At 72.1% G+C, this 18228-nt stretch carries 18 protein-coding genes; 9 read left to right on the top strand and 9 right to left on the bottom strand.

What is annotated here, in order from left to right; all coding sequences use genetic code 11:
• The first annotated feature begins 10 nt into the window (after nucleotides 1-10).
• On the top strand, nucleotides 11-1111 hold the full coding sequence (gene ku, locus ADL29_RS28055; protein ID WP_053926368.1) for a non-homologous end joining protein Ku: 1101 nt from the start codon (nucleotides 11-13) through the stop codon (nucleotides 1109-1111).
• Between the two features lie 39 nt (nucleotides 1112-1150).
• A complete protein-coding gene (locus tag ADL29_RS28050; protein WP_053926367.1) occupies nucleotides 1151-1534 on the top strand; it encodes an RNA-binding S4 domain-containing protein in 384 nt (127 codons plus the stop codon).
• 35 nt (nucleotides 1535-1569) lie between these two features.
• On the opposite strand, the gene ADL29_RS28045 is transcribed toward ADL29_RS28050, so the two are convergent.
• Nucleotides 1570-2031: a YchJ family protein gene (locus tag ADL29_RS28045; protein ID WP_053926408.1), complete on the bottom strand. Its 462-nt coding sequence runs from the start codon at nucleotides 2029-2031 to the stop codon at nucleotides 1570-1572.
• 213 nt (nucleotides 2032-2244) lie between these two features.
• Between ADL29_RS28045 and ADL29_RS28040 the strand changes: the two genes are divergently transcribed.
• Together ADL29_RS28040 and ADL29_RS28035 are read left to right on the top strand one after the other, a co-directional pair.
• Nucleotides 2245-2439, top strand: coding sequence for a hypothetical protein (locus tag ADL29_RS28040; protein WP_046930414.1), 195 nt, complete (start codon nucleotides 2245-2247; stop codon nucleotides 2437-2439).
• 72 nt (nucleotides 2440-2511) lie between these two features.
• Entirely contained in the window at nucleotides 2512-4164 is a 1653-nt protein-coding gene (locus ADL29_RS28035; protein ID WP_053926366.1) for a P-loop NTPase family protein, read from the top strand.
• A gap of 30 nt (nucleotides 4165-4194) precedes the next feature.
• Here the strand turns inward: ADL29_RS28035 and ADL29_RS28030 are convergent, their stop codons facing one another.
• On the bottom strand, nucleotides 4195-5700 hold the full coding sequence (locus ADL29_RS28030; protein ID WP_053926365.1) for an SCO1417 family PLP biosynthesis transcription factor: 1506 nt from the start codon (nucleotides 5698-5700) through the stop codon (nucleotides 4195-4197).
• A 101-nt stretch (nucleotides 5701-5801) separates the two neighbouring features.
• On the opposite strand from ADL29_RS28030, the gene yczE reads away from it, so the two are divergent.
• The 4 genes from yczE (at nucleotide 5802) to ADL29_RS28010 (ending at nucleotide 9350) form a co-directional block, all read left to right on the top strand.
• On the top strand, nucleotides 5802-6503 hold the full coding sequence (yczE, locus tag ADL29_RS28025; RefSeq protein WP_053926364.1) for a membrane protein YczE: 702 nt from the start codon (nucleotides 5802-5804) through the stop codon (nucleotides 6501-6503).
• Nucleotides 6500-7300: a glycerophosphodiester phosphodiesterase family protein gene (locus tag ADL29_RS28020; RefSeq protein WP_046924444.1), complete on the top strand. Its 801-nt coding sequence runs from the start codon at nucleotides 6500-6502 to the stop codon at nucleotides 7298-7300. Before yczE ends, ADL29_RS28020 begins: the two co-directional genes overlap by 4 nt.
• Before the next feature lie 56 nt (nucleotides 7301-7356).
• A complete protein-coding gene (locus ADL29_RS28015; RefSeq protein WP_053926363.1) occupies nucleotides 7357-8721 on the top strand; it encodes an MFS transporter in 1365 nt (454 codons plus the stop codon).
• Between the two features lie 251 nt (nucleotides 8722-8972).
• Nucleotides 8973-9350 carry an RNA polymerase-binding protein RbpA gene (locus ADL29_RS28010; RefSeq protein WP_026170122.1) on the top strand — a complete coding sequence of 126 codons (378 nt, stop codon included), beginning with the start codon at nucleotides 8973-8975 and terminating at the stop codon, nucleotides 9348-9350.
• Nucleotides 9351-9463: 113 nt separating this feature from the next.
• Here ADL29_RS28010 and fxsA read toward each other — a convergent pair whose 3' ends face one another.
• From fxsA to ADL29_RS27985, 5 genes are all read right to left on the bottom strand, one after another.
• Nucleotides 9464-10057: an FxsA family membrane protein gene (gene fxsA, locus ADL29_RS28005; protein WP_053926362.1), complete on the bottom strand. Its 594-nt coding sequence runs from the start codon at nucleotides 10055-10057 to the stop codon at nucleotides 9464-9466.
• A gap of 34 nt (nucleotides 10058-10091) precedes the next feature.
• Nucleotides 10092-10850: a polyprenol monophosphomannose synthase gene (locus ADL29_RS28000; protein ID WP_046924447.1), complete on the bottom strand. Its 759-nt coding sequence runs from the start codon at nucleotides 10848-10850 to the stop codon at nucleotides 10092-10094.
• Complete coding sequence (gene lnt, locus ADL29_RS27995; protein ID WP_053926361.1) at nucleotides 10847-12484, bottom strand: apolipoprotein N-acyltransferase; 1638 nt, start codon at nucleotides 12482-12484, stop codon at nucleotides 10847-10849. Before lnt ends, ADL29_RS28000 begins: the two co-directional genes overlap by 4 nt.
• Before the next feature lie 555 nt (nucleotides 12485-13039).
• Nucleotides 13040-14686 carry an amidohydrolase gene (locus ADL29_RS27990; RefSeq protein ID WP_053926360.1) on the bottom strand — a complete coding sequence of 549 codons (1647 nt, stop codon included), beginning with the start codon at nucleotides 14684-14686 and terminating at the stop codon, nucleotides 13040-13042.
• Between the two features lie 61 nt (nucleotides 14687-14747).
• A complete protein-coding gene (locus ADL29_RS27985; RefSeq protein WP_046924450.1) occupies nucleotides 14748-15188 on the bottom strand; it encodes an Lrp/AsnC family transcriptional regulator in 441 nt (146 codons plus the stop codon).
• A 213-nt stretch (nucleotides 15189-15401) separates the two neighbouring features.
• On the opposite strand from ADL29_RS27985, the gene ADL29_RS27980 reads away from it, so the two are divergent.
• Nucleotides 15402-15836, top strand: coding sequence for a hypothetical protein (locus tag ADL29_RS27980; RefSeq protein ID WP_107095105.1), 435 nt, complete (start codon nucleotides 15402-15404; stop codon nucleotides 15834-15836).
• Nucleotides 15837-15858: 22 nt separating this feature from the next.
• Here the strand turns inward: ADL29_RS27980 and ADL29_RS27975 are convergent, their stop codons facing one another.
• Both ADL29_RS27975 and ADL29_RS27970 read right to left on the bottom strand, forming a co-directional pair.
• Nucleotides 15859-17010, bottom strand: a complete 1152-nt coding sequence (locus tag ADL29_RS27975; protein ID WP_053926359.1) for a phosphotransferase family protein — start codon at nucleotides 17008-17010, stop codon at nucleotides 15859-15861.
• Nucleotides 17007-18128 carry an Rv3169 family protein gene (locus tag ADL29_RS27970; protein ID WP_053926358.1) on the bottom strand — a complete coding sequence of 374 codons (1122 nt, stop codon included), beginning with the start codon at nucleotides 18126-18128 and terminating at the stop codon, nucleotides 17007-17009. The genes ADL29_RS27975 and ADL29_RS27970 overlap by 4 nt, the downstream gene beginning before the upstream one ends.
• Nucleotides 18129-18228: the final 100 nt, after the last annotated feature.

Raw genomic sequence — 18228 nt, 5'->3', positions numbered from 1 at the left:
AGGATGACATATGCGATCCATCTGGAACGGGTCCATATCGTTCGGCCTGGTCACCATCCCGGTGAAGACATACAGCGCGACCGACCGCACCTCGTCGGTTTCGTTTGTGCGCATTCACGAAAAGGACGGCGCGCAGATCCGGTACCGCAAGATCTGTGAGCTGGACGGCGAGGAGGTGCCGAACGAGGAGGTCGGCAAGGGGTACCAGGCGCCGGACGACGAGACGATCGTGCAGATCACCGACGAGGATCTGGCCCGGCTGCCGATGCCGGCCGCCAAGACGATGGCGATCCTGGCGTTCGTCGACGCCGACGAGATCGATCCCCTCCAGCTGGACAAGGCCTACTACCTGGGCCCGAACGGCTCGTCCGCCGCCAGGCCGTACGCGGTGCTGAGGGAGGCACTGGAGCATCAGCGGAAGGTCGCGATCGGCAAGGTGGCGATCCGGGGGCGGGAGTCGCTGGCGATGCTGCGGGCGCACGACGGGGCGATCGTGATGCATTCGCTGCTGTGGCCCGACCAGATCCGCCCCGCGGCCGGTGTCGGCCCCCGGGCCGACGTCAAGCTCCGCGAGAACGAGTTCCGGCTCGCCGAGATGCTGATGGATTCCCTGGGCGAGCTGGACCCCGCCGAGCTGCATGACGAGTACCGCGAGGCCGTGGAGGAGCTGGTGGCCCAGAAGCTGGAGGGCGGGACGCCGGTGGCTCCCGCCGGCCCCCCTGGCGGCCAGGTCGTCGATCTGATGGCGGCGCTGGAGAAGAGCGTCGAGGCGGCCCGGCAGGGCGGCGGAGCGGAGCCCGGAGGGGCCGCTTCCGTGACGCCGATACGGGGGCGGACGGCCGGGAAGAAGGCCGCGAAAGCGGCTGGGCCGGCGCCGGCCGGGAAGAAGGCGGCGGCAAAGAGGCCCGCCGCCAAGAAGTCCCCCGCGAAGAAGACGACGACGGCGCAGACGTCGGACGCCAGGGCCTCGGACACCGAGTCCACCGGCACCAAGTCCACCGGCACGAAGGGCGCGCGCAAGACCGCCGCCAAGGCCACCGCCGGATCCGCCGCCGCAGCCACCGCCAAGAAGCCCCCGGCCAAGCGGGCGGCCAAGAAGGCGTCCGCTTAATACCGGCACACCCGCCCCCTCGCGGCCTAGAGTCGTGTCATGGCTTCAGACGAGGGGACCACCACCCGTATCGACAGCTGGATCTGGTCGGTCCGGCTCATCAAGTCGCGCTCGCAGGCCACCGCGGCCTGCCGTGCCGGGCACGTCCGCGTCAACGGCGACCGGGTGAAGCCGGCGCACGCCGTGCGCAGCGGCGACGAGGTGCGGCTGCGGTACGCCGGCCGGGAGCGGATCGTGGTCGTCTCGAAGCTGGTCCGCAAGCGGGTGGGCGCGCCCGTCGCGGCACAGTGCTTCGTCGACAACTCCCCGCCGCCCCCGCCGCGCGAGGAGGTCGCCGTCGCCCCGGTGCGTGACCGCGGTGCGGGACGTCCCACCAAGCGCGACCGGCGCGAGATCGAGCAGCTGATGCTGCGCGGACGGTAGGCAGGGGCCGGGCGTACGGGGTTCCGGCTCAGGGGTTACGCGGGCGGCAGGGCGTCCACGTAGACCCACGCCCCGTCCTCGCGGACGAAGCGGCTGTTCTCGTACTGGCTCTCGGCCTGCCCCTGCAGCGTGTAGTGCGCGCGGAACTCCACCGTTCCCTCGGCGTGGAAGGCCGTGCCGCCGGTGGTGCCGAGGATCTCCAGGCCGGTCCACCGCTGCCCGGAGACGAATTCCAGGCCGGCGGGCCGGGTCGAGGGGTGCCAGGTGGCCAGCAGATATCCGGCGTCTCCCACGACGAAGGCGCTGTAGCGCGAGCGCATCAGCCGCTCCGCGGTGGGGGCGGCGGCGCGCCCTTGATGGCAGGCGCCGCAGCAGTCGCGGTAGGTCGCATCGCGCCCGCAGGGGCAGGGCGAGGTCGGGGTCACGGCGACGGGGCGGCGCGGTTCCGTCTCCGGCCGCTTCGTCGGGGACGTTTTCCTGGGCTTCTTCTTCGACACCTCACTGATTGTGCCGGAGGCCGTGGTCACGCCGGTGGCAGGATCCGGGTGCGACACGCGAAGCACAGTTCCAGGCGACGCGCTCTACGGACGGGGCCCGTCCGGGCGGTTTCAACGACAAATCACCCGTTCGCAGCTTTCGATGGCTTGATACTGGCTGTGAGGCTGGAAGAACTCACGGTGATCGTCCCCACCACCCAGGAGAGAACCCCCATGATTCTGTCCATTTCCGGCGTCATCCTGCTCGGTGTCATCGTCTTCCTCTTCTTCCGCAAAGACGGCCTCAAGTTGTCCCACGCGCTGGTCTGTGCGCTCTTCGGGTTCTATCTCGCGGGCTCCGCCATCGCGCCCAGTATCAGAGCGGGCGGCGCGAGCCTCGCGAGCCTCCTGGGAGGGCTCAAGATCTAGCGCCTCACCCCACCGGGCTCGCCGCCCACGGCGAGCCCGTCACGACCGCCGCACGACCAACAGGAGACAGATGTGGCCCGGCGCCCCTTGCCCCGCATCCTGACCGACAGCGCTTCCCTCGCGCGCAGCAGAGAGATCGCGCGCACCGCCGCCGACAGCGCCTCCGATGTGTTCCACCCGCTGATCACCATCAGTCGTGGACTGGGTCGGCTCGCCGCCGCCGGCAGACAGCGCTGGGATGCGACACCCAAGGATCGCCGTGGCCCGCTGTTCTTCTCCGTTGCCGCGTGTGCGCTGGCCGTGGCGGTGGTGCCGTACGGCCCGCTGCTCGCGGCCATCTCGATGATGGGGGCGGCGGCCTGGGCGGGGCGGGACCGCAATGCTGCGAAGTCCGGGCCGGGCGAGGCCCAGAAGGAGCGGTTGCAGGGGCTGTACGAGGCGCTGGTGCCGTATTTCTCCGCCGACGGGGATCCCAGCCCGCTGTATTCCCACGGCGGTGACTGGGAGCAGGCCTTCACCGAGTACGGCTTCGACGAGAGCGGGCGGCTGGAGCGCCTGCAGCTGAAGTACCCGGCGTATTTCACCGATGGCGAGGACCAGTCCCGGGACCGTATCGAGCAGGTGCTGCACGCCAAGTCCGGCCGCGGCCGGGAGTATCACTTCGCCTGGGACGAGGCGGCCAACCAGCTGGTGCTGAGCGTCCTCGGTGCGCTGCCCACGGATATCGCGGCGCAGCGTTTCGTGACCTCGCCGGGCGAGACGGTGCTCGGGTTCACCGACCCGGATTCCGTCCACCGGACCCTGCCGGTCCTTCAGGGCGAGGAGACCCAGGATGCGCCGCCGGTCCTGTGGCGCACCGGGCAGCGGTCGACCGAGCCGCATCTGCTGGTGCTGGGGCAGCCCGGGACGGGCGGTACGACGCTGCTGCGGTCGATCGCGCTGCAGGCGCTGGCCGAGGGCGATGTGCTGGTCATCGACGGCACCGGCACCGGCGAGTTCGCCTGTCTGGCCGGCCGGTCCGGGGTGCTGGGGGTGGAGAGCGGACTCGCGGGGGCGCTGGCGACGCTGGAGTGGGCCGCGCACGAGACCGAGCGCCGGCTGATCTCGGCGAACCGGGCGCGGCAGGCGGGCCGTTCCGCGCCGGAGGACACCCGGCGGCCACTGTGGATCATCGTGGACCGCCCCACCACGCTGGCCCATCTCGCGGCCGCGGAGGGCCGCGACGATCCCCAGCTGCTCCTGCAGATGCCGCTGCGGCACGGCGGGGCGGCCAATGTCACGGTCGTCGTGGCCGAGCGGTGCGAGACCGCCGAGCTGCTGGCCGATGCCGTACGGGCCCACACCCGGGCGCGGGTGGTGCTCGGCCCGGCGACGGCCGACGAGGTGCGGTCGGTGCTCGGGGCGCCGCCGCACACCACGCCGACGGCCGATGTACCGCCCGGCCGCGGCTATGCCCGGCTGGGGACCGGTCCGGTGCTGCGGCTCCAGGTGCCGGCCACACCCGACCCGTTCGACGAGGAGACCTGCGAGGCGGACCGGCTGGCCGTGATGGCGCTGCTGCCGGAGCGGACCGTCCCGCTGGCCGCGTCGACGTCCTTCGCCAAGGCCGCGCCCGCCGCGGACGAGGCCGCCCCGCTCGGCGCGCAGGCGGCCACCGCGCAGGGCGGGGAGTCCGTCGCGGTCAACGGTTCGGAGGCCGCGCACGTGGAGGGCCCGCTGTCCTGACGTCGTGTCAGGCGACCGGGGTCCGTTCCGTCAGGCGACGAAGGCGTGCCGTGTCTCGGCCTCGACGGTGGCGCCGGTGGCCACCAGCCGCGCGGCGCCCGCAAGTCGTAGGGCGGCCTCCTCGGCAACTGCTCCGTTGACGGTGAACGGCAGCCGTACGTAGCCCTCGAAGGCGCCGTCGACGCCGAACCGCGGCCCGGAGGGCACCCGGACCCCCAGCCGCTCCCCCGCCTCGGCGATCCGGGAGCCGGACAGGCCGCCCGTACGGACCCAGAGGGTGAGGCCGCCGCGCGGGACGCTGAACTCCCAGTCGGGCAGGTGCCGGCGGATTGCGGCGACGATGGCCTCACGGTTCTCGCGGGCCTCCTGCCGGCGGATCTCGACGGCGGCGTCCCAGCCCTCCCCCTTCAGCAGCGAGGCGATGGCGAGCTGTTCGAGGACGGGCGAGCCGAGGTCGGAGTAGGTGCGGGCGGCGACCAGGCTGCGGATGATGTCCGGCGCGGCGCGCACCCAGCCGATCCGCATCCCGGCCCAGAAAGCCTTGCTGGCCGAGCCGACGGTGATCACGGCGCTGCCCGCGGGGTCGAAGGCGCAGACCGGGCGCGGCGGTTCGGGGTCGTCGTCCAGGTGGAGCTCGGCCATGGTCTCGTCGACGACGAGCAGGGTGCCGGCCGACCGCGCGGCGTCGACCATGCGGCGGCGCTGGTCGTCGGTGGCCAGGGTCCCGGTGGGGTTGTGGAAGTCGGCGACGACATACGCCATCCGGGGCGCGGCGTCCCGCATGACCTGCCGCCAGACGGGGATGTCCCAGCCCGTGAGCCGCTCCCCCAGTGCGACGGGGACGAGCCGGGCGCCGGCGTCCCGCATCAGCTGGAGGATGTTGGCGTAGGAGGGCGAGTCGACAGCCACCCGCTCGCCGGGGCTCGTACACAGGCGGCAGATGGCGGCGACGGCGCCCATCGCGCCCGTGGTGACCATGATCTGCTCGGGCATGGTGGGGATGCCGCGGGCGGTGTAGCGGTCGGCGAGGGCCTGGCGCAGGACGGGGAGGCCGGCGGGGTAGTCGCCGTGGGTGTGGGCGTAGAGCGGGAGGTCGGTCATGGCGCTCTGGACGGCGCGGGTCAGCCAGGGCTCGGGGGCCGGGAGGGCGGCGCAGCCGAGGTCGATCATGGAGCCGGCGGCCTCCGGCGGGAGGGGCTCCAGGCCGCGGGTGGGCAGGGGGTTGCCTGCCGGGACGGCGGTCCAACTGCCGGAGCCGCGGCGGGACTCCAGGAAGCCCTCGGCGCGCAGCGCTTCGTAGGCGGCGGCGACGGTGGTGCGGCTGACCCCGAACGCGGCGGCCAGTTCCCGCTCGGCGGGCAGCCGGGCGGCGACCGGCACCCGCCCTTCCAGGACGAGCAGGCGCACACCGTCGGCAAGGCTGCGGTAGGCGGGCAACCGGCGCCCGGCGGCGGTGAGTTCGGCGTCCCGCGGGTCCTGCGACTGAAGGAGCCGGGCCAGTTGGGGCGCACCTACCGCTGAAGTCCACTGAGCCATTGAAATCAGTCCACCTTCGCCGGATTGGCTCTACTTACCTGGCTAGTACCGGCCACATCGTGTCATGCGTCAGTCCAATTCTGCCAGGAGGGGGAAGAGTCATGTCCATCACCCGGGATTCCGGCTCCAGGGAATCCGCCACGCCCAGGGCGCTGCTGCCGCGCCGGCTGGTCCAGCTCTATGCGGGGCTGGTGCTGTACGGCGTGAGCATGGGGCTGATGCTGCGCGCGGAGCTCGGACTGGAACCCTGGAGCGTGCTGAACCAGGGCATATCCCGGCATACGGGGCTGACGATCGGCACCGTCACCATCGTCTCCGGCGCCCTGATCCTGCTGCTGTGGATTCCACTGCGGCAGCGTCCGGGCCTGGGGACGGTGTCGAATGTGGTGATCCTCGGGGCGGTGATGGACGCGACGCTGGCGCTGGTGCCCCAGGTGCACGCGCTCGCCGTCCGTATTCCGCTGCTGGCCTTCGCCGTCGTCCTCAACGGCGCCGCGACCGGCCTGTACATCTCCGCCCGCTTCGGCCCGGGCCCGCGCGACGGACTGATGACCGGGCTGCATCTGCGTACCGGGCGCCCGGTACGGCTGGTGCGGACCTGCATCGAGGTGACCGTCCTGGCGGTGGGCTTCGCGCTCGGCGGCTCGATCGGGGCCGGCACCGTGGTCTACGCCCTGGCCATCGGGCCGATGGCGCAGTTCTTCCTCCGGTACTTCGCGATCAAGGGCCTGCCGGAGCCTCCGTCGCCGGTGGTGGCCCGCGGCACCGTCGCTTCACCTGAGCGCGCCATACTGCCGGAGTGACCTCAGCGATACGCCTCCGCCACGCCTATCTCGACCATCCGGCACCGCTCCCCTTCGCCCACCGGGGCGGTGCGGCGGAGGGCCTGGAGAACACCGCCGCCGCCTTCCGGCGCGCCGTCGGTCTCGGCTACCGCTATCTGGAGACCGATGTCCACGCCACCTCGGACGGCCGGCTCGTCGCCTTCCACGATCCGACGCTGGACCGGGTCACCGACTCGCGCGGCGCGATCGGCGCGCTCCCCTGGCGGGCGGTGAACCAGGCCCGGGTCGGCGGCCGTGAGCCGCTGCCGCTGTTCGAGGAGCTGCTGGAGGAGTTCCCCGAGGCCCGCTGGAACGTCGACCTCAAGGCGGAGGCCGCCCTGGCGCCGCTGCTGGACCTGCTGCGCCGCACCCACGCCTGGGACCGGGTGTGCGTCGGCTCGTTCTCCGAGGCCCGGGTGGCGCGGGCGCAGCGGCTGGCCGGCCCGCGGCTGGCGACCTCGCTGGGCACCCGCGGCGTGGCCGGGCTGCGCCTGCGGTCGTACGGGCGGGGTGCGGTGCCGCTGGACCGGCTGCTGGGCGCGGCGGTGCGGCGCAACGCGGTGTGTGTCCAGGTCCCCGAGCGGCAGTACGGCATCCCCGTCGTCGATCCGCTGTTCCTGCGCGCCGCGCATGCGCTCGGCCTGCAGGTCCATGTCTGGACGATCAATGACGCGAAACGGATGACGGCGCTGTTGGATCTCGGTGTCGATGGCATCATGACCGATCACATAGACACACTGCGCACGGTGCTGACCGAGCGAGGCTCCTGGGTCTGACCGCCCGGCGCGGGTCCGCCGCGCCGACGGGGACGGAAAGACGGGGGTGGGGTGCGGTGAGCGCACAAGCCGTGACCGGGGGCGTCGACGAGGAGACGGCGGCCAGACGCCGCGAGCAACGCGGCTGGTACTGGTACGACTGGGCAAACAGCGTCTATTCGACGAGCATCCTGACGGTGTTCCTGGGGCCGTATCTCACCTCGGTGGCGAAGGCCGCGGCGGATCCGCACGGATTCGTCCATCCCCTGGGCATTCCGGTGCGCGCGGGCTCCTTCTTCGCGTACTCGGTCTCCGCGTCCCTGCTGCTGTCGGTGCTGGCGATGCCGCTCGCCGGGGCGCTGGTCGACCGGACCGGCCGCAAGAAGCCGCTGCTGGGCGGCTGTGCGTACACCGGGGCCGCGGCGACGACCGGGATGTTCTTCCTGCACGGCGACCGCTATCTGCTGGGCGGGGCGCTGCTGATCGTCGCGAACGTCTGCTTCGTCGTGTCGATGATGCTCTACAACTCCTTCCTTCCGCAGATAGCCGAGCCCGACGAACGGGACGCGGTCTCCTCCCGCGGCTGGGCGTTCGGCTATGCGGCGGGTGCGCTGGTCCTGATCGCCGATCTGGCGCTCTACGCCGGGCACGACTCCGTCGGCGTCTCCGAAGGCACCGCGGTACGGATCTGCCTGGCGACGGCGGGGCTGTGGTGGGGCGGCTTCTCCCTGATCCCGCTGCTCCGGCTGCGGGACCGGCGGACGGCAGCCGCGGCCCCCGGCGACGGGGACGCCTCGCCGGGCCAGGGCCGGCGGCAGCTGGTGGAGACCCTGCGCGATATGCGCCGCCACCCCCTGACCCTCGCCTACCTCCTCGCCTATCTCGTCTACAACGACGGGGTGCAGACGGTTATCAGCCAGGCGTCCGTCTACGGCTCGGAGGAGCTGGGGCTGGACCAGACGACGCTGATCATCGCGGTGCTGCTGGTGCAGATCCTGGCCGCGGCCGGCGCGATGCTGATGGGCCGGCTGGCACGGCGGTACGGCGCCCAGCGCACGATCCTGGGCTCGCTGGCGGCCTGGGCGCTGACGCTCGCGGCCGCCTTCTTCGTGCCGGCGAAGGCGCCGGTGTGGTTCTTCGCGCTGGCCTCGGGGATCGGTCTGGTCCTGGGCGGCAGCCAGGCGCTCTCCCGGTCGCTGTTCTCCCATCTCATACCGGGCGGCAAGGAGGCGGAGTACTTTTCCGCGTACGAGATGAGCGACCGGGGTGTGAGCTGGCTGGGGCCGCTGGTGTTCGGGCTGGCCTACCAGCTGACCGGGAGCTACCGGGATGCGATCGTGTCCCTGGTGGCGTTCTTCGCGGTCGGTTTTGTGCTGCTGGCGAGGGTGCCGGTGCGGCGGGCGATCGCGGCGGCGGGTAACCGCATCCCGGACCGGATTTAGGTTCGGGGGGCGCGGGCCGGTAGTGTACGCCTTTGGCTCACCAGGCGGACCGTTACTGCGCGCTCATTTCAGGAAAGCGTTGGGTGACATCTGCTGCCAGATGTGACAAACCGGGCGCTGGTGGGTACAAAAAGGGGCGGCACGACGGGCGACGCAGATTACGGGAATCTTCACCGCCGACCGGACGTTGACCGGATGACGACGACAGCGACACCTGTCCTGTGGGCGACAAAGCCCGGGAGGCACGATTCATGAGTGAGCGAGCTCTCCGCGGTACGCGACTCGTGGTGACCAGCTACGAGACCGACCGCGGCATCGACCTGGCCCCGCGCCAGGCGGTGGAGTACGCATGCCAGAACGGCCATCGATTTGAGATGCCGTTCTCGGTTGAGGCCGAGATTCCGCCGGAGTGGGAGTGCAAGGTTTGTGGTGCACCCTCTCTTCTGGTGGATGGCGACGGCCCCGAAGAGAAGAAGGGTAAGCCCGCGCGTACGCACTGGGACATGCTCATGGAGCGGCGCACCCGCGAGGAGCTGGAGGAAGTGCTGGCCGAGCGGCTGGCGGTCCTGCGCTCCGGCACCATGAACATTGCCGTGCATCCGCGCGACAGCAACCGCAAGTCCGCCTGACACCTGCCGGGCGGCCTGCGCAGACAGTAAGCAGCACAAGGGCCGGGGCCACCGCATCGCGCGGTGGCCCCGGCCCTTGCTCGTTTGCGCCCTGCGTCCGGTGCGCCCCGCTCTCAGCGGGTCAGCGGCGGGTCCTGGCGCGGCGGCGCCGGGGGTCCGTCCCCGGCCGCGTCGTCGCGGATGACCTCGCCCTGGACAACCTTGCCGCCGGGCCGGTGGATGCGGGCCTGCTGGAACGCCTCGCCGAACGACCCCGGGCCCTGGCCCTGGCCCGCCCGCCGGTTCAGCAGCTTCTCCGTGCGGCGCTGGATCAGCTTCCCGGTCGGCGGGAAGAGGCAGAGCAGACCCGCCACATCGGACACCAGCCCCGGCACCATCAGCAGCAGTCCGCCCAGCATCGGCATGGTGTTGCCGTTGCCCGCGGACCCGGACTTCCCGGACTGCGCCGCGGGACCGCCGGACTGGAGGCTCTCGGTCAGGCTGCGCCAGGCCCGGCGGCCCGCCCGCTTGATCACCAGCGAACCGGCCACCACCCCCGCGAGCAGCAGCAGGAAGACCGTCAGTCCGTTCGTGGCGTCGCCGACGACGATCAGCAGCCAGACCTCCAGCACCACCCAGGCGGCGATGCCCAGCGGGACGAACCGGCGGGCGCGGGAACGTCGCTGGGGCGGGCGGGTACTGGGCGGTGGCATGGCTCCGAACGTCATGCCTCAAGTGTGCCTGGCACGACCTGCCACGAGGTCAGCGGCGTCGCATCTTGCTCACCCTGGTATCGATGCCCCAGGCCGTGATCCGCCACAGCGCCTCGACCATGATGTCGCGGCTCATCTTGCTGTCCCCGTGTTCGCGGTCGACGAAGGTGATCGGCACCTCGACGACGTGGAACCCGGCCCGTACCGCACGACGGGCGAGATCGACCTGGAAGCAGTAGCCGGCCGAAGCCACCTCCTCCAGCCCGAGCCCCTGGAGCGTCTCCACACGGAAGGCCCGGTAGCCGCCGGTCACATCGCGGATCGGGACGTCCAGCAGGGCGCGCGAGTAGGCACTGGCGCCGCGGGAGAGGAACTCGCGCCGCTTGGGCCAGTTCACCACCCGCCCGCCGGGCACCCAGCGCGAGCCGAGGACGAGATCGGCGCCCTTGAGGGCGGTCAGCAGCCGGGGCAGCTCCTCGGGGCGGTGTGAGCCGTCGGCGTCCATCTCGACCAGTACGCCGTAGCCGTTGTCCATGCCCCACTGGAAGCCCGCGAGGTACGCGGCACCGAGCCCCTCCTTGCCCTTGCGGTGCAGGACATGGACCTGCTCGTCCTCGGCGGCGAGTTCATCGGCAAGCTTGCCGGTGCCGTCGGGAGAGTTGTCGTCCGCCACCAGGACATGGGCCTCGGGGACGGCGGACCGCACCCGCGAGACGATCGGCTTGATGTTCTCCGCCTCGTTGTACGTCGGGATGATCACCAACGTGGTGCCGAGCGGACCGTACTGCCGCTGACCGCCGTCTGTCACTGCTTCCCCTTTTCGGTCTCCGTACGCCCGCGCCGACCGATGACAACCCCCGCGGCGCAGGACAGAAAGCCCACGATAGCGAGCACCCACTCGGGTGCCGCACCGACGCGGTCGGCGAGCGTCGTTTCGTCGCGCAGCGGGATCCGCGCCGAGACGACGCCGTGGGTGAATTCGGGAATTTGGTGCGTGACCGCGCCGTCCGGGGCGACGACCGCGCTGATCCCGCTGGTGGCGGCGGTGACGATGGCCCGGCCGTGTTCGACGGCGCGCAGCTTGGACATGGCCAGCTGCTGCTCGGGCTGGCCGGTGCGGCCGTAGGTGGCGTTGTTGGTCTGGATGACCAGGGCGCGGGCGCCCGCGTCGACGGTGTCGTGCACGATCTCGTCATAGGCGACCTCGAAGCAGATGACGTCGCCGAGCCTGGCGGGGCCGAGCTTCAGTACGCCGGTGTGGTCGCCCGGGTAGAAGTTGCGGGGCACCCGCTTGAACCGCGTAATGATCTTGCTGAGCTGCTCCCGGAAGGGGACGTACTCGCCGAACGGCACCGGGTGCTGCTTGGTGTACGAGGCGCCCGGCCCCTTCTTCGGGTCCCAGACGATGCCCTCGTTGAAGACATAGCCCTTCTTGGTGGGGTGGTCGACGAGGGCGCCGACGAGTACCGGCACACCGACCGCCTTCACGGCCTCGTCGATCCGGTCGTAGGCCTGGGGGTACTGGAAGGGGTCGAGGTCGGAGGAGTTCTCCGGCCAGATGACCAGGTCGGGCTTCCTGGTCTTGCCCGCCTTGATGTCGGCGGCGAGCTTCTCGGTGGCCGTCGCGTGGTTGTCGAGGATCTTCATGGGGCGCCCCAGGAAGTCCATACCGGGCTGCTGGACGTTGCCCTGGACGACGGCGATGTCGACGGTGTCGTCGGCCTTCGTCGGGACGGGGACGGCCGCGCCCGCGACCGTCACCGCGGCGGCGAGGCCGAAGCACTCCATGACCGTCACCGCCTTGCGCGCCCGGCCGCCGTCGCGCAGGCCCCACAGCGCGACGGCGAAGGTCACCAGCGGGGCGCCGCCGAGCGCGGCGAGCGGGGTGAACGGCGAGCCGGTGTTGGCGAACGCCAGCCGCCCCCAGGGGAAACCGCCGAACGGCAGCCGGTCGCGGGCCCATTCCTCGGCGACCCACAGACAGGCGGCCCACAGCGGCCAGGCCGGCAGCCGCGAGGTGCCCGCCAGCGCCGCGCCCAGCAGCATCAGGAACAGCGCCTCGGCGACGGACAGCCCGATCACAGCGTCCCAGCCGACCACATGCAGCCACTTGAGCAGGATCACGAAGAACGGCAGCCCGAAGGCGAAGCCGGTCCAGGCTCCCTGCCGTACCGTCCGGCCGCGGGTGAGCAGCGCGAACGCGGCCACGCCCACCAGGGAAAGCGGCCACAGGCCGTACGGCGGGAAGGCGAGCGCGAGCGCAACGCCGGAGACGACCGCGAGGGCGGTGCGCGCCGCCTCGCGACGGGCGAGTGCGGCGAGCCGCCGGAGCCGGCCGGGGCGGTGTGGCACGTCGGTCACGCCCTTCTCGGCGGGCGGCACCGGGCCGTCGGACGGGTCGCCGCTGACGGCTGGTTCGGTGGTCTCGGAGACCGATGACACGGTCGCGGCCTTCCTGCAGGTCGGGTGGGGGTCCCTCCCTGCTCCTGGGGAGCTCGGGGGAGTGAGCTGACCGTACATCGGGAAGGCGCCGTACCGGGTGCCAGGTGCGCAAGACCGAGGCGCAGCGCACAAGCGCGGGGTTGTGCGGAGAGGTGCGGATCGGGGCCCGGTGCCCTTCGGGCCGACCTGGGACCCGCTGGCTGCGGGTCGACCGAAAGCCGTTGTCTACTGAGCTCCGGGCCCCACCCGGGTCGCACCTGCCGACCGACTGAAACCCTCCGTCACGCCGTCCCGCTGGCGCTGGACCTGGCTCCCAGTGGCGGTGCGCCGGTGTGGCGCCCCGCCCCATGGCCCAGCTGCGTTCGACGACTGCGCGGAGGTCTCCCGATCGGACGTCCTGTGGTGGACCCGGCCGAACCTACCGGCCGCCGACCGCCTGCTGTCAACAGGTGCTCCGCCTGCGTCGGTTTCGCGTCGCCCCAGGTCACCGGCGGGCGGGCCCAGGTGGGGCAAGGGGCTGCAAGCGCACCTGTGGCGACACCTTCCCGCCCGATGTCACTCGATCGGCCGCGCGAAGACGGTGCGGCCGCCGACGACCGTGGCCAGGCACTCCGGGAGGTCGCCGCCGGGGGTCAGATCGGGCAGACCGGGGGTGCCGGAGCGCGGGTCGGTGGACCAGCGTTCCACCCGCTCGTCGAGGGCCTGGACGATCAGTTCGCCGGTGCGCCAGACCGCGTAGTCGGCGGGCGCGCCGGGCACCAGGACTCCCGCGTCGTCCCGGCCGATGGCCCGCCAGCCGCCGCGGGTGTGGGCGGTGAACGCGGCACGGGCGGAGATGCGGTGGGCGCGGGTGCGGTGGAAGACGGCGGCGCGCAGGGTGCCCCAGGGGTCGAGCGGGGTGACCGGGCTGTCGGAGCCGAGGGCGAGCGGGACACCGGCCTTGAGCAGGGCGGCGTACGGGTTGAGGGTGCGGGCGCGGTCGGCGCCGAGGCGGGCCGCGTACATGCCCTCGCCGCCGCCCCATGCCGCGTCGAAGGCGGGCTGTACGGAGGCGGTCAGGGCGAGCTCGGCGAAGCCGGCGAGGGTGGTGGCGGTGAGCATTTCGGCGTGCTCGACGCGGTGCCGGGCGGCGCGGATCCGGTCCAGGCCGACGCGCTCGGCGGCGGCCCGTACGCCGTCGACGACGGTGGTCAGCGCCGCGTCGCCGATCGCATGGAAACCGGCCTGGAGCCCGGCCTCGGTGCAGGCGGCGACATGGGCGGCGACGGCCTCGGCGTCGAGGTGCGCGGTGCCGGTGTGGGCGGCGTCGGCGTACGGGGCGTGCAGGTGGGCGGTGTGCGAGCCGAGGGAGCCGTCGACGAACAGATCGCCGGCCGCGCCGATCGCGCCCAGCTCCCGGATCCGCTCGGCCTCCTTTGCGGATGCGATCAGTTCGGCCCAGTAGCCGACCACCCGCGGGCCGGCGACACCGCTGTCGGCCGCCAGGGCCAGCAGCGCGGTGAAGTCGTCCTCGCTCGAGATCTTCGGCCCCGCGCACTCATGGATGCTGCCGATCCCGAGCGAGGCGGCGCGGGCGAGCGCCGCCGCCTGGGCGTCGGCCCGCTGGGAAGGCGTGACGGTGGCGTGGGCGGCGGCCCGTACGGCGTGGTGGGCGTCTTCGGTCAGCGGGGCGTCGGCATGGAATCCGGGCAGCTCACGAACCCTGGGGACCAGGTCCAGCAGGGCCGTGGTCACGACCGCGGAGTGCACGTCGACACGGGTCAGATAGAGGGGACGGCCGCCGGTTGCCGCGTCCAGTTCCGTACGGGAGGGCGGGCGCCCCTCGGGCCAGTCGCCGGAGTCCCAGCCGTGGCCGAGCAGGACCCGGTCCGCCGGGCGCGCGGCCGCATACGCGCGGATGCGGGCCAGCGCATCCGACAGTGTGGCCGCACCGGCCAGATCGAGGCCGGTCAGCGCGAGCCCGGTGGCGGTGGTGTGCACGTGTGCGTCCGTGAAGGCGGGGGTGACCAGCGCGCCCTCTAGGTGCACGACCTCGTCGACACCGTCGGCGAAGGAGTCGGCGGCGCCCTCCTCCCCCACCCAGGCGATGCGGTCGCCCTCGACCACCATGGCGGTGGCGAAGGGGTCCGCGGGGCTGTGCACCTCACCGCCGCGCAGCAGGACGGTACGGGGCGGGGCCGGGTCGGGGATGCGCTCGCTCATACCGGACAGTCTGGCCCCTGCGCGCGGGCGCACCGCACGCGGGGGGCCGGATATCGCCAGGTCAGATGCGCGGCGGCCGGGCCTCGTACGGAGTGGACAGCACGACCGTCGTACGGGTCGAGACCCCGGCGAGCGAACGGATCCGGGTGAGCAGATGCTCCAGCTCCAGCGGGGTGGCGACGCGGACCTTGAGGATGTAGTTCTCGTCGCCCGCGACGCTGTGGCAGGCCTCCAGCTCGGGGACCTCCGCGAGGCGGTCGGAGATGTCGTCCGGCGCACTGGGGTCGAAGGGTTTGACCGAGATGAAGGCGGTGAGCGGCAGGCCCACGGCTTCGGGGTCCACGATGGCGGCATAGCCCCGGATGACACCGCGCTGCTCGAGCCGGCGCACGCGCTGGTGCACGGCCGAGGTGGACAGGCCGGTGGCCTTGCCCAGGTCGGTGTAGCTCATCCGCCCGTCCTTGACGAGCAGATCCACGATTTGTCGGTCCAACTCCTCCACCCGCCCAACCTACTGTGCGCGGCCGCGAATGCGCAGCGCGCGCCGGATCGTGGACACCCCGCGCGGGTCCCGTGTGAGCAATGCCACACCGGTGAACCCGTGTCCGCCGGGCCGCGGTGATTATGCACGCGGCATGAAGGGAATTGCTGGTGGTGGCCGGGACCGCCCGTCAAGGAAGTCAGCGGTCCGAGTGGCCTGGCCCACCCGAGGGGGATGGACATCATGCGACGCCTCAAGCAGGAATCCGCCGCGTCGACCGTCGGCGCACAGGAGGGCGACAGTCCCGGTTTCTTTGGGGACGACGGTACGGACGGCCCGGACGAGGCCTTCGAGACCTTTGACATCTACCGCGTGACCTGCCCGGACTGCGGGCAGCCGATCGCGCTGCTGGCGGACGAGGACACGCTGCCGGAGCACGCCCTGTGCCCCTCGCCGTGGAATCCGTTCGGCCTGACGGTGTGCCAGGGATCCGGCCGGCCGGTGGCCGAGGCGCCGGAGACCGACGGCGCGACGGAGACTCAGGAGCAGGACGCGGCCGTGCTGCTGACGCTCCCGGAGAGCCTGGACTGGCGCCGCCAGCCGTTCTCGCACATCGGCGGCCCCGGCACCCGGCCGGCCCGGGTGCCGGAGATGCGCCACAGCGCCTGAGTCCGCTCGCCCGGCCGGCCGCTCACCAGTAACGGCCGGCGAGCATCGCTTCCAGGGTGTCCCGGTGCAGGATCAGCGCATCGGCGTCGGCCGGCACCGGCACCTCACCGAAATGCACCTGGCGGTACGCCACCCGCAGCATCACGATGGCCTGCCGCAGGGCCGCATAGAGGGTGTGGAATTCCATGTCGCGGGGTGTGTGCCCGGTGAGCCGGGTATAGCGCCCCTCGATATTGTGGCGGCGCAGAAAATCAGGGAGTCCGGGCTGCCCGCTGCTCTGCGTGAGGTCCTGGAAGAAGCGATGGAGATACACCATCCAGCCCAGGTCGAGTTCGCGGGGCCCGAGGGCGGCCATTTCCCAGTCCAGTACGGCGGCAGGCTCCCAGGAATCGTCGTAGACGATATTGCCGATCCGGGCATCACCCCAGGTCAGAACCGTTTCACCGGGATCCGCCGGCCAGTGTTCGGCGAGCCAGGAAAAGCCGCGCTCAATGACCGGGGAATGCGGACGGCCGTCAACGACCCATTCGTAGTAGGCGCGTTGGGCTGCGACATGACGCTGCAATGCGTTCCCGGACCTGTTCCCAGATCCGTTCCCGGATCCGTTCCCGGATCCGTTCCCGGATCCGTCATCCGCGAGGAATTCCGCTTCCTGCACCGGGACTTGGTCGTGCAGCCGGGCGAGCACCGAAACGCTCGCGGCTTCGAGGCGTTCCCGTTCTTCATCCGTGCCGTCGTGCAGCCAATTCCCCTCGTACGTATAGGGCATGACGTCCGGCGGGACGCGGCCGGCGGCGCGCTCCATGACGAAGAAGGGCGCGCCCAGGTGTGCGGGGTCCTCTTCGAGCCAGAGGGTGCGGGGCACGGGGAGGTCGGTGCGGTCGGCTACCAGGCGCATGGTGCGGTACTGCCGGGCCATGTCGTAGCGCGGGAAGACCGTGTACGCGGCGGGGTCGGCGGCGAGGCGCAGCGCGCAGGAGCGGAAGGGCGGGTCGGGGTGGTGGGGGTGGTCGATGTCGAAGAGCAGGGTTTCGCTGGACATGCCGTTGGAGGCGGGGACGGTGGTGTGGGTGGCGCGGGCGCCGGGGAGCCGGGTGCCGAGCCAGGCGGTGAGGCGCCGGGCCAGGGCTTCGGGGTCGCGGGTGGTGGTGCGGGGGCGCGGAGCGGCAGTCATGGCGCGACCGATCCGTAGCCCGTGAAGCCGCTGGGGTCGTGGCGGCCGAAGCTGCCGTGCTCGAAGATTCCGTGGCCCACCTGGCCGTCGAGGGTGAAGCGGGCGGCGTGGTCGGTGACGCCGTAGGCGGCGAGGGGGTGGGCGGCGGGGTCGGAGAGGTCGTAGCTGCGGCGGTCGGTCCAGCCGCGGCCGCGCCAGGTGCCGTGCTGCCAGTCGTCGGCGGGAGGGTAGCCGGCGCCGACGGCGAGGGGTGAGGAGGTGAGGATCTCGGCGGTGAGCTCGAGGGGTTTGCGGGCCGGGTCGGTGAGGTGGATGACGGCGCGCTCGGGGTGCCGGGTGCCGGGGCGGTAGGTGATGTCGGTGCCCGGCCAGCCGAGCTGGACATCGCGGGAGCCGTCGCGGACCAGCAGCGCTTCGTTCAGGGTGCGGTGGCCGTCGGCGTCCTCCTGGACGATGACCATCACGAACCGGTCGTCGAAGCGGACCGGGCACCAGACCCAGTGGAAGCCCTCGGGCCGCATCTCCTCCCCGGCCCGCCCGGCGTCCTCCCCGGGGATCGGGCGGACGCCCCAGCTGCGGTCGCGGGTGCCGGTCCACTCCCCCGTCGTGACGGTGAGCTCCTCCCCGCCGGCGCGGAGGGTTCCGGTGCAGGTGCCGGCCTGGACGAACCGGCGGCCCTCCAGCATCAGCCGGTCGCCGCGGTACTGGGTGTGGTGCGGCTCCCAGGTGGCGGGAAAGGCCGCGGTCCAGGTCAGGTCGTACGCCAGGCCGTCGGGATCGCCGGGGTCGGGAGCGCAGGTCAGCCGCAGGCGGGCGAGCGGCTCCTCGACGGTGATGGCGAGCGGGCCGACGGTGAGCGCCAGCCGGTCGTCGCTGAGCGCATCGGAGGCCCGTACGGCATACAGGCGGTCGCCGAGGCGGAGGGTGGCGTAGGCGTCGATGACCCCGGTGTTGGGGTAGACGCCGAGGCCGGCGATGAGCAGGGCGCGGCCGGAGTGGTCCATGACGTGGAAGATGCACCGGTCGTAGGCGTTGCGGTCACCGGTGGCGACATGCCGCATGGACAGCGGGGCCTGGTGGATCGGGTATTCGTCGAGCGCGATCGGGCGGTCGGACACGGTCTCCTCCTGGGCGCGCGGTCCTCGCAGGGGAGTTGACGGTACGTCAGGTACGCGCCGGCTGCCATACCCAGGCGGAAAGTGCGGGCGCCACGGAGCG

Source organism: Streptomyces chattanoogensis (assembly GCF_001294335.1).
GTDB classification, from domain to species: domain Bacteria; phylum Actinomycetota; class Actinomycetes; order Streptomycetales; family Streptomycetaceae; genus Streptomyces; species Streptomyces chattanoogensis.
Note: the sequence above shows the minus strand (reverse complement) of the source record. Positions and strands in the feature narration are given on the sequence as shown.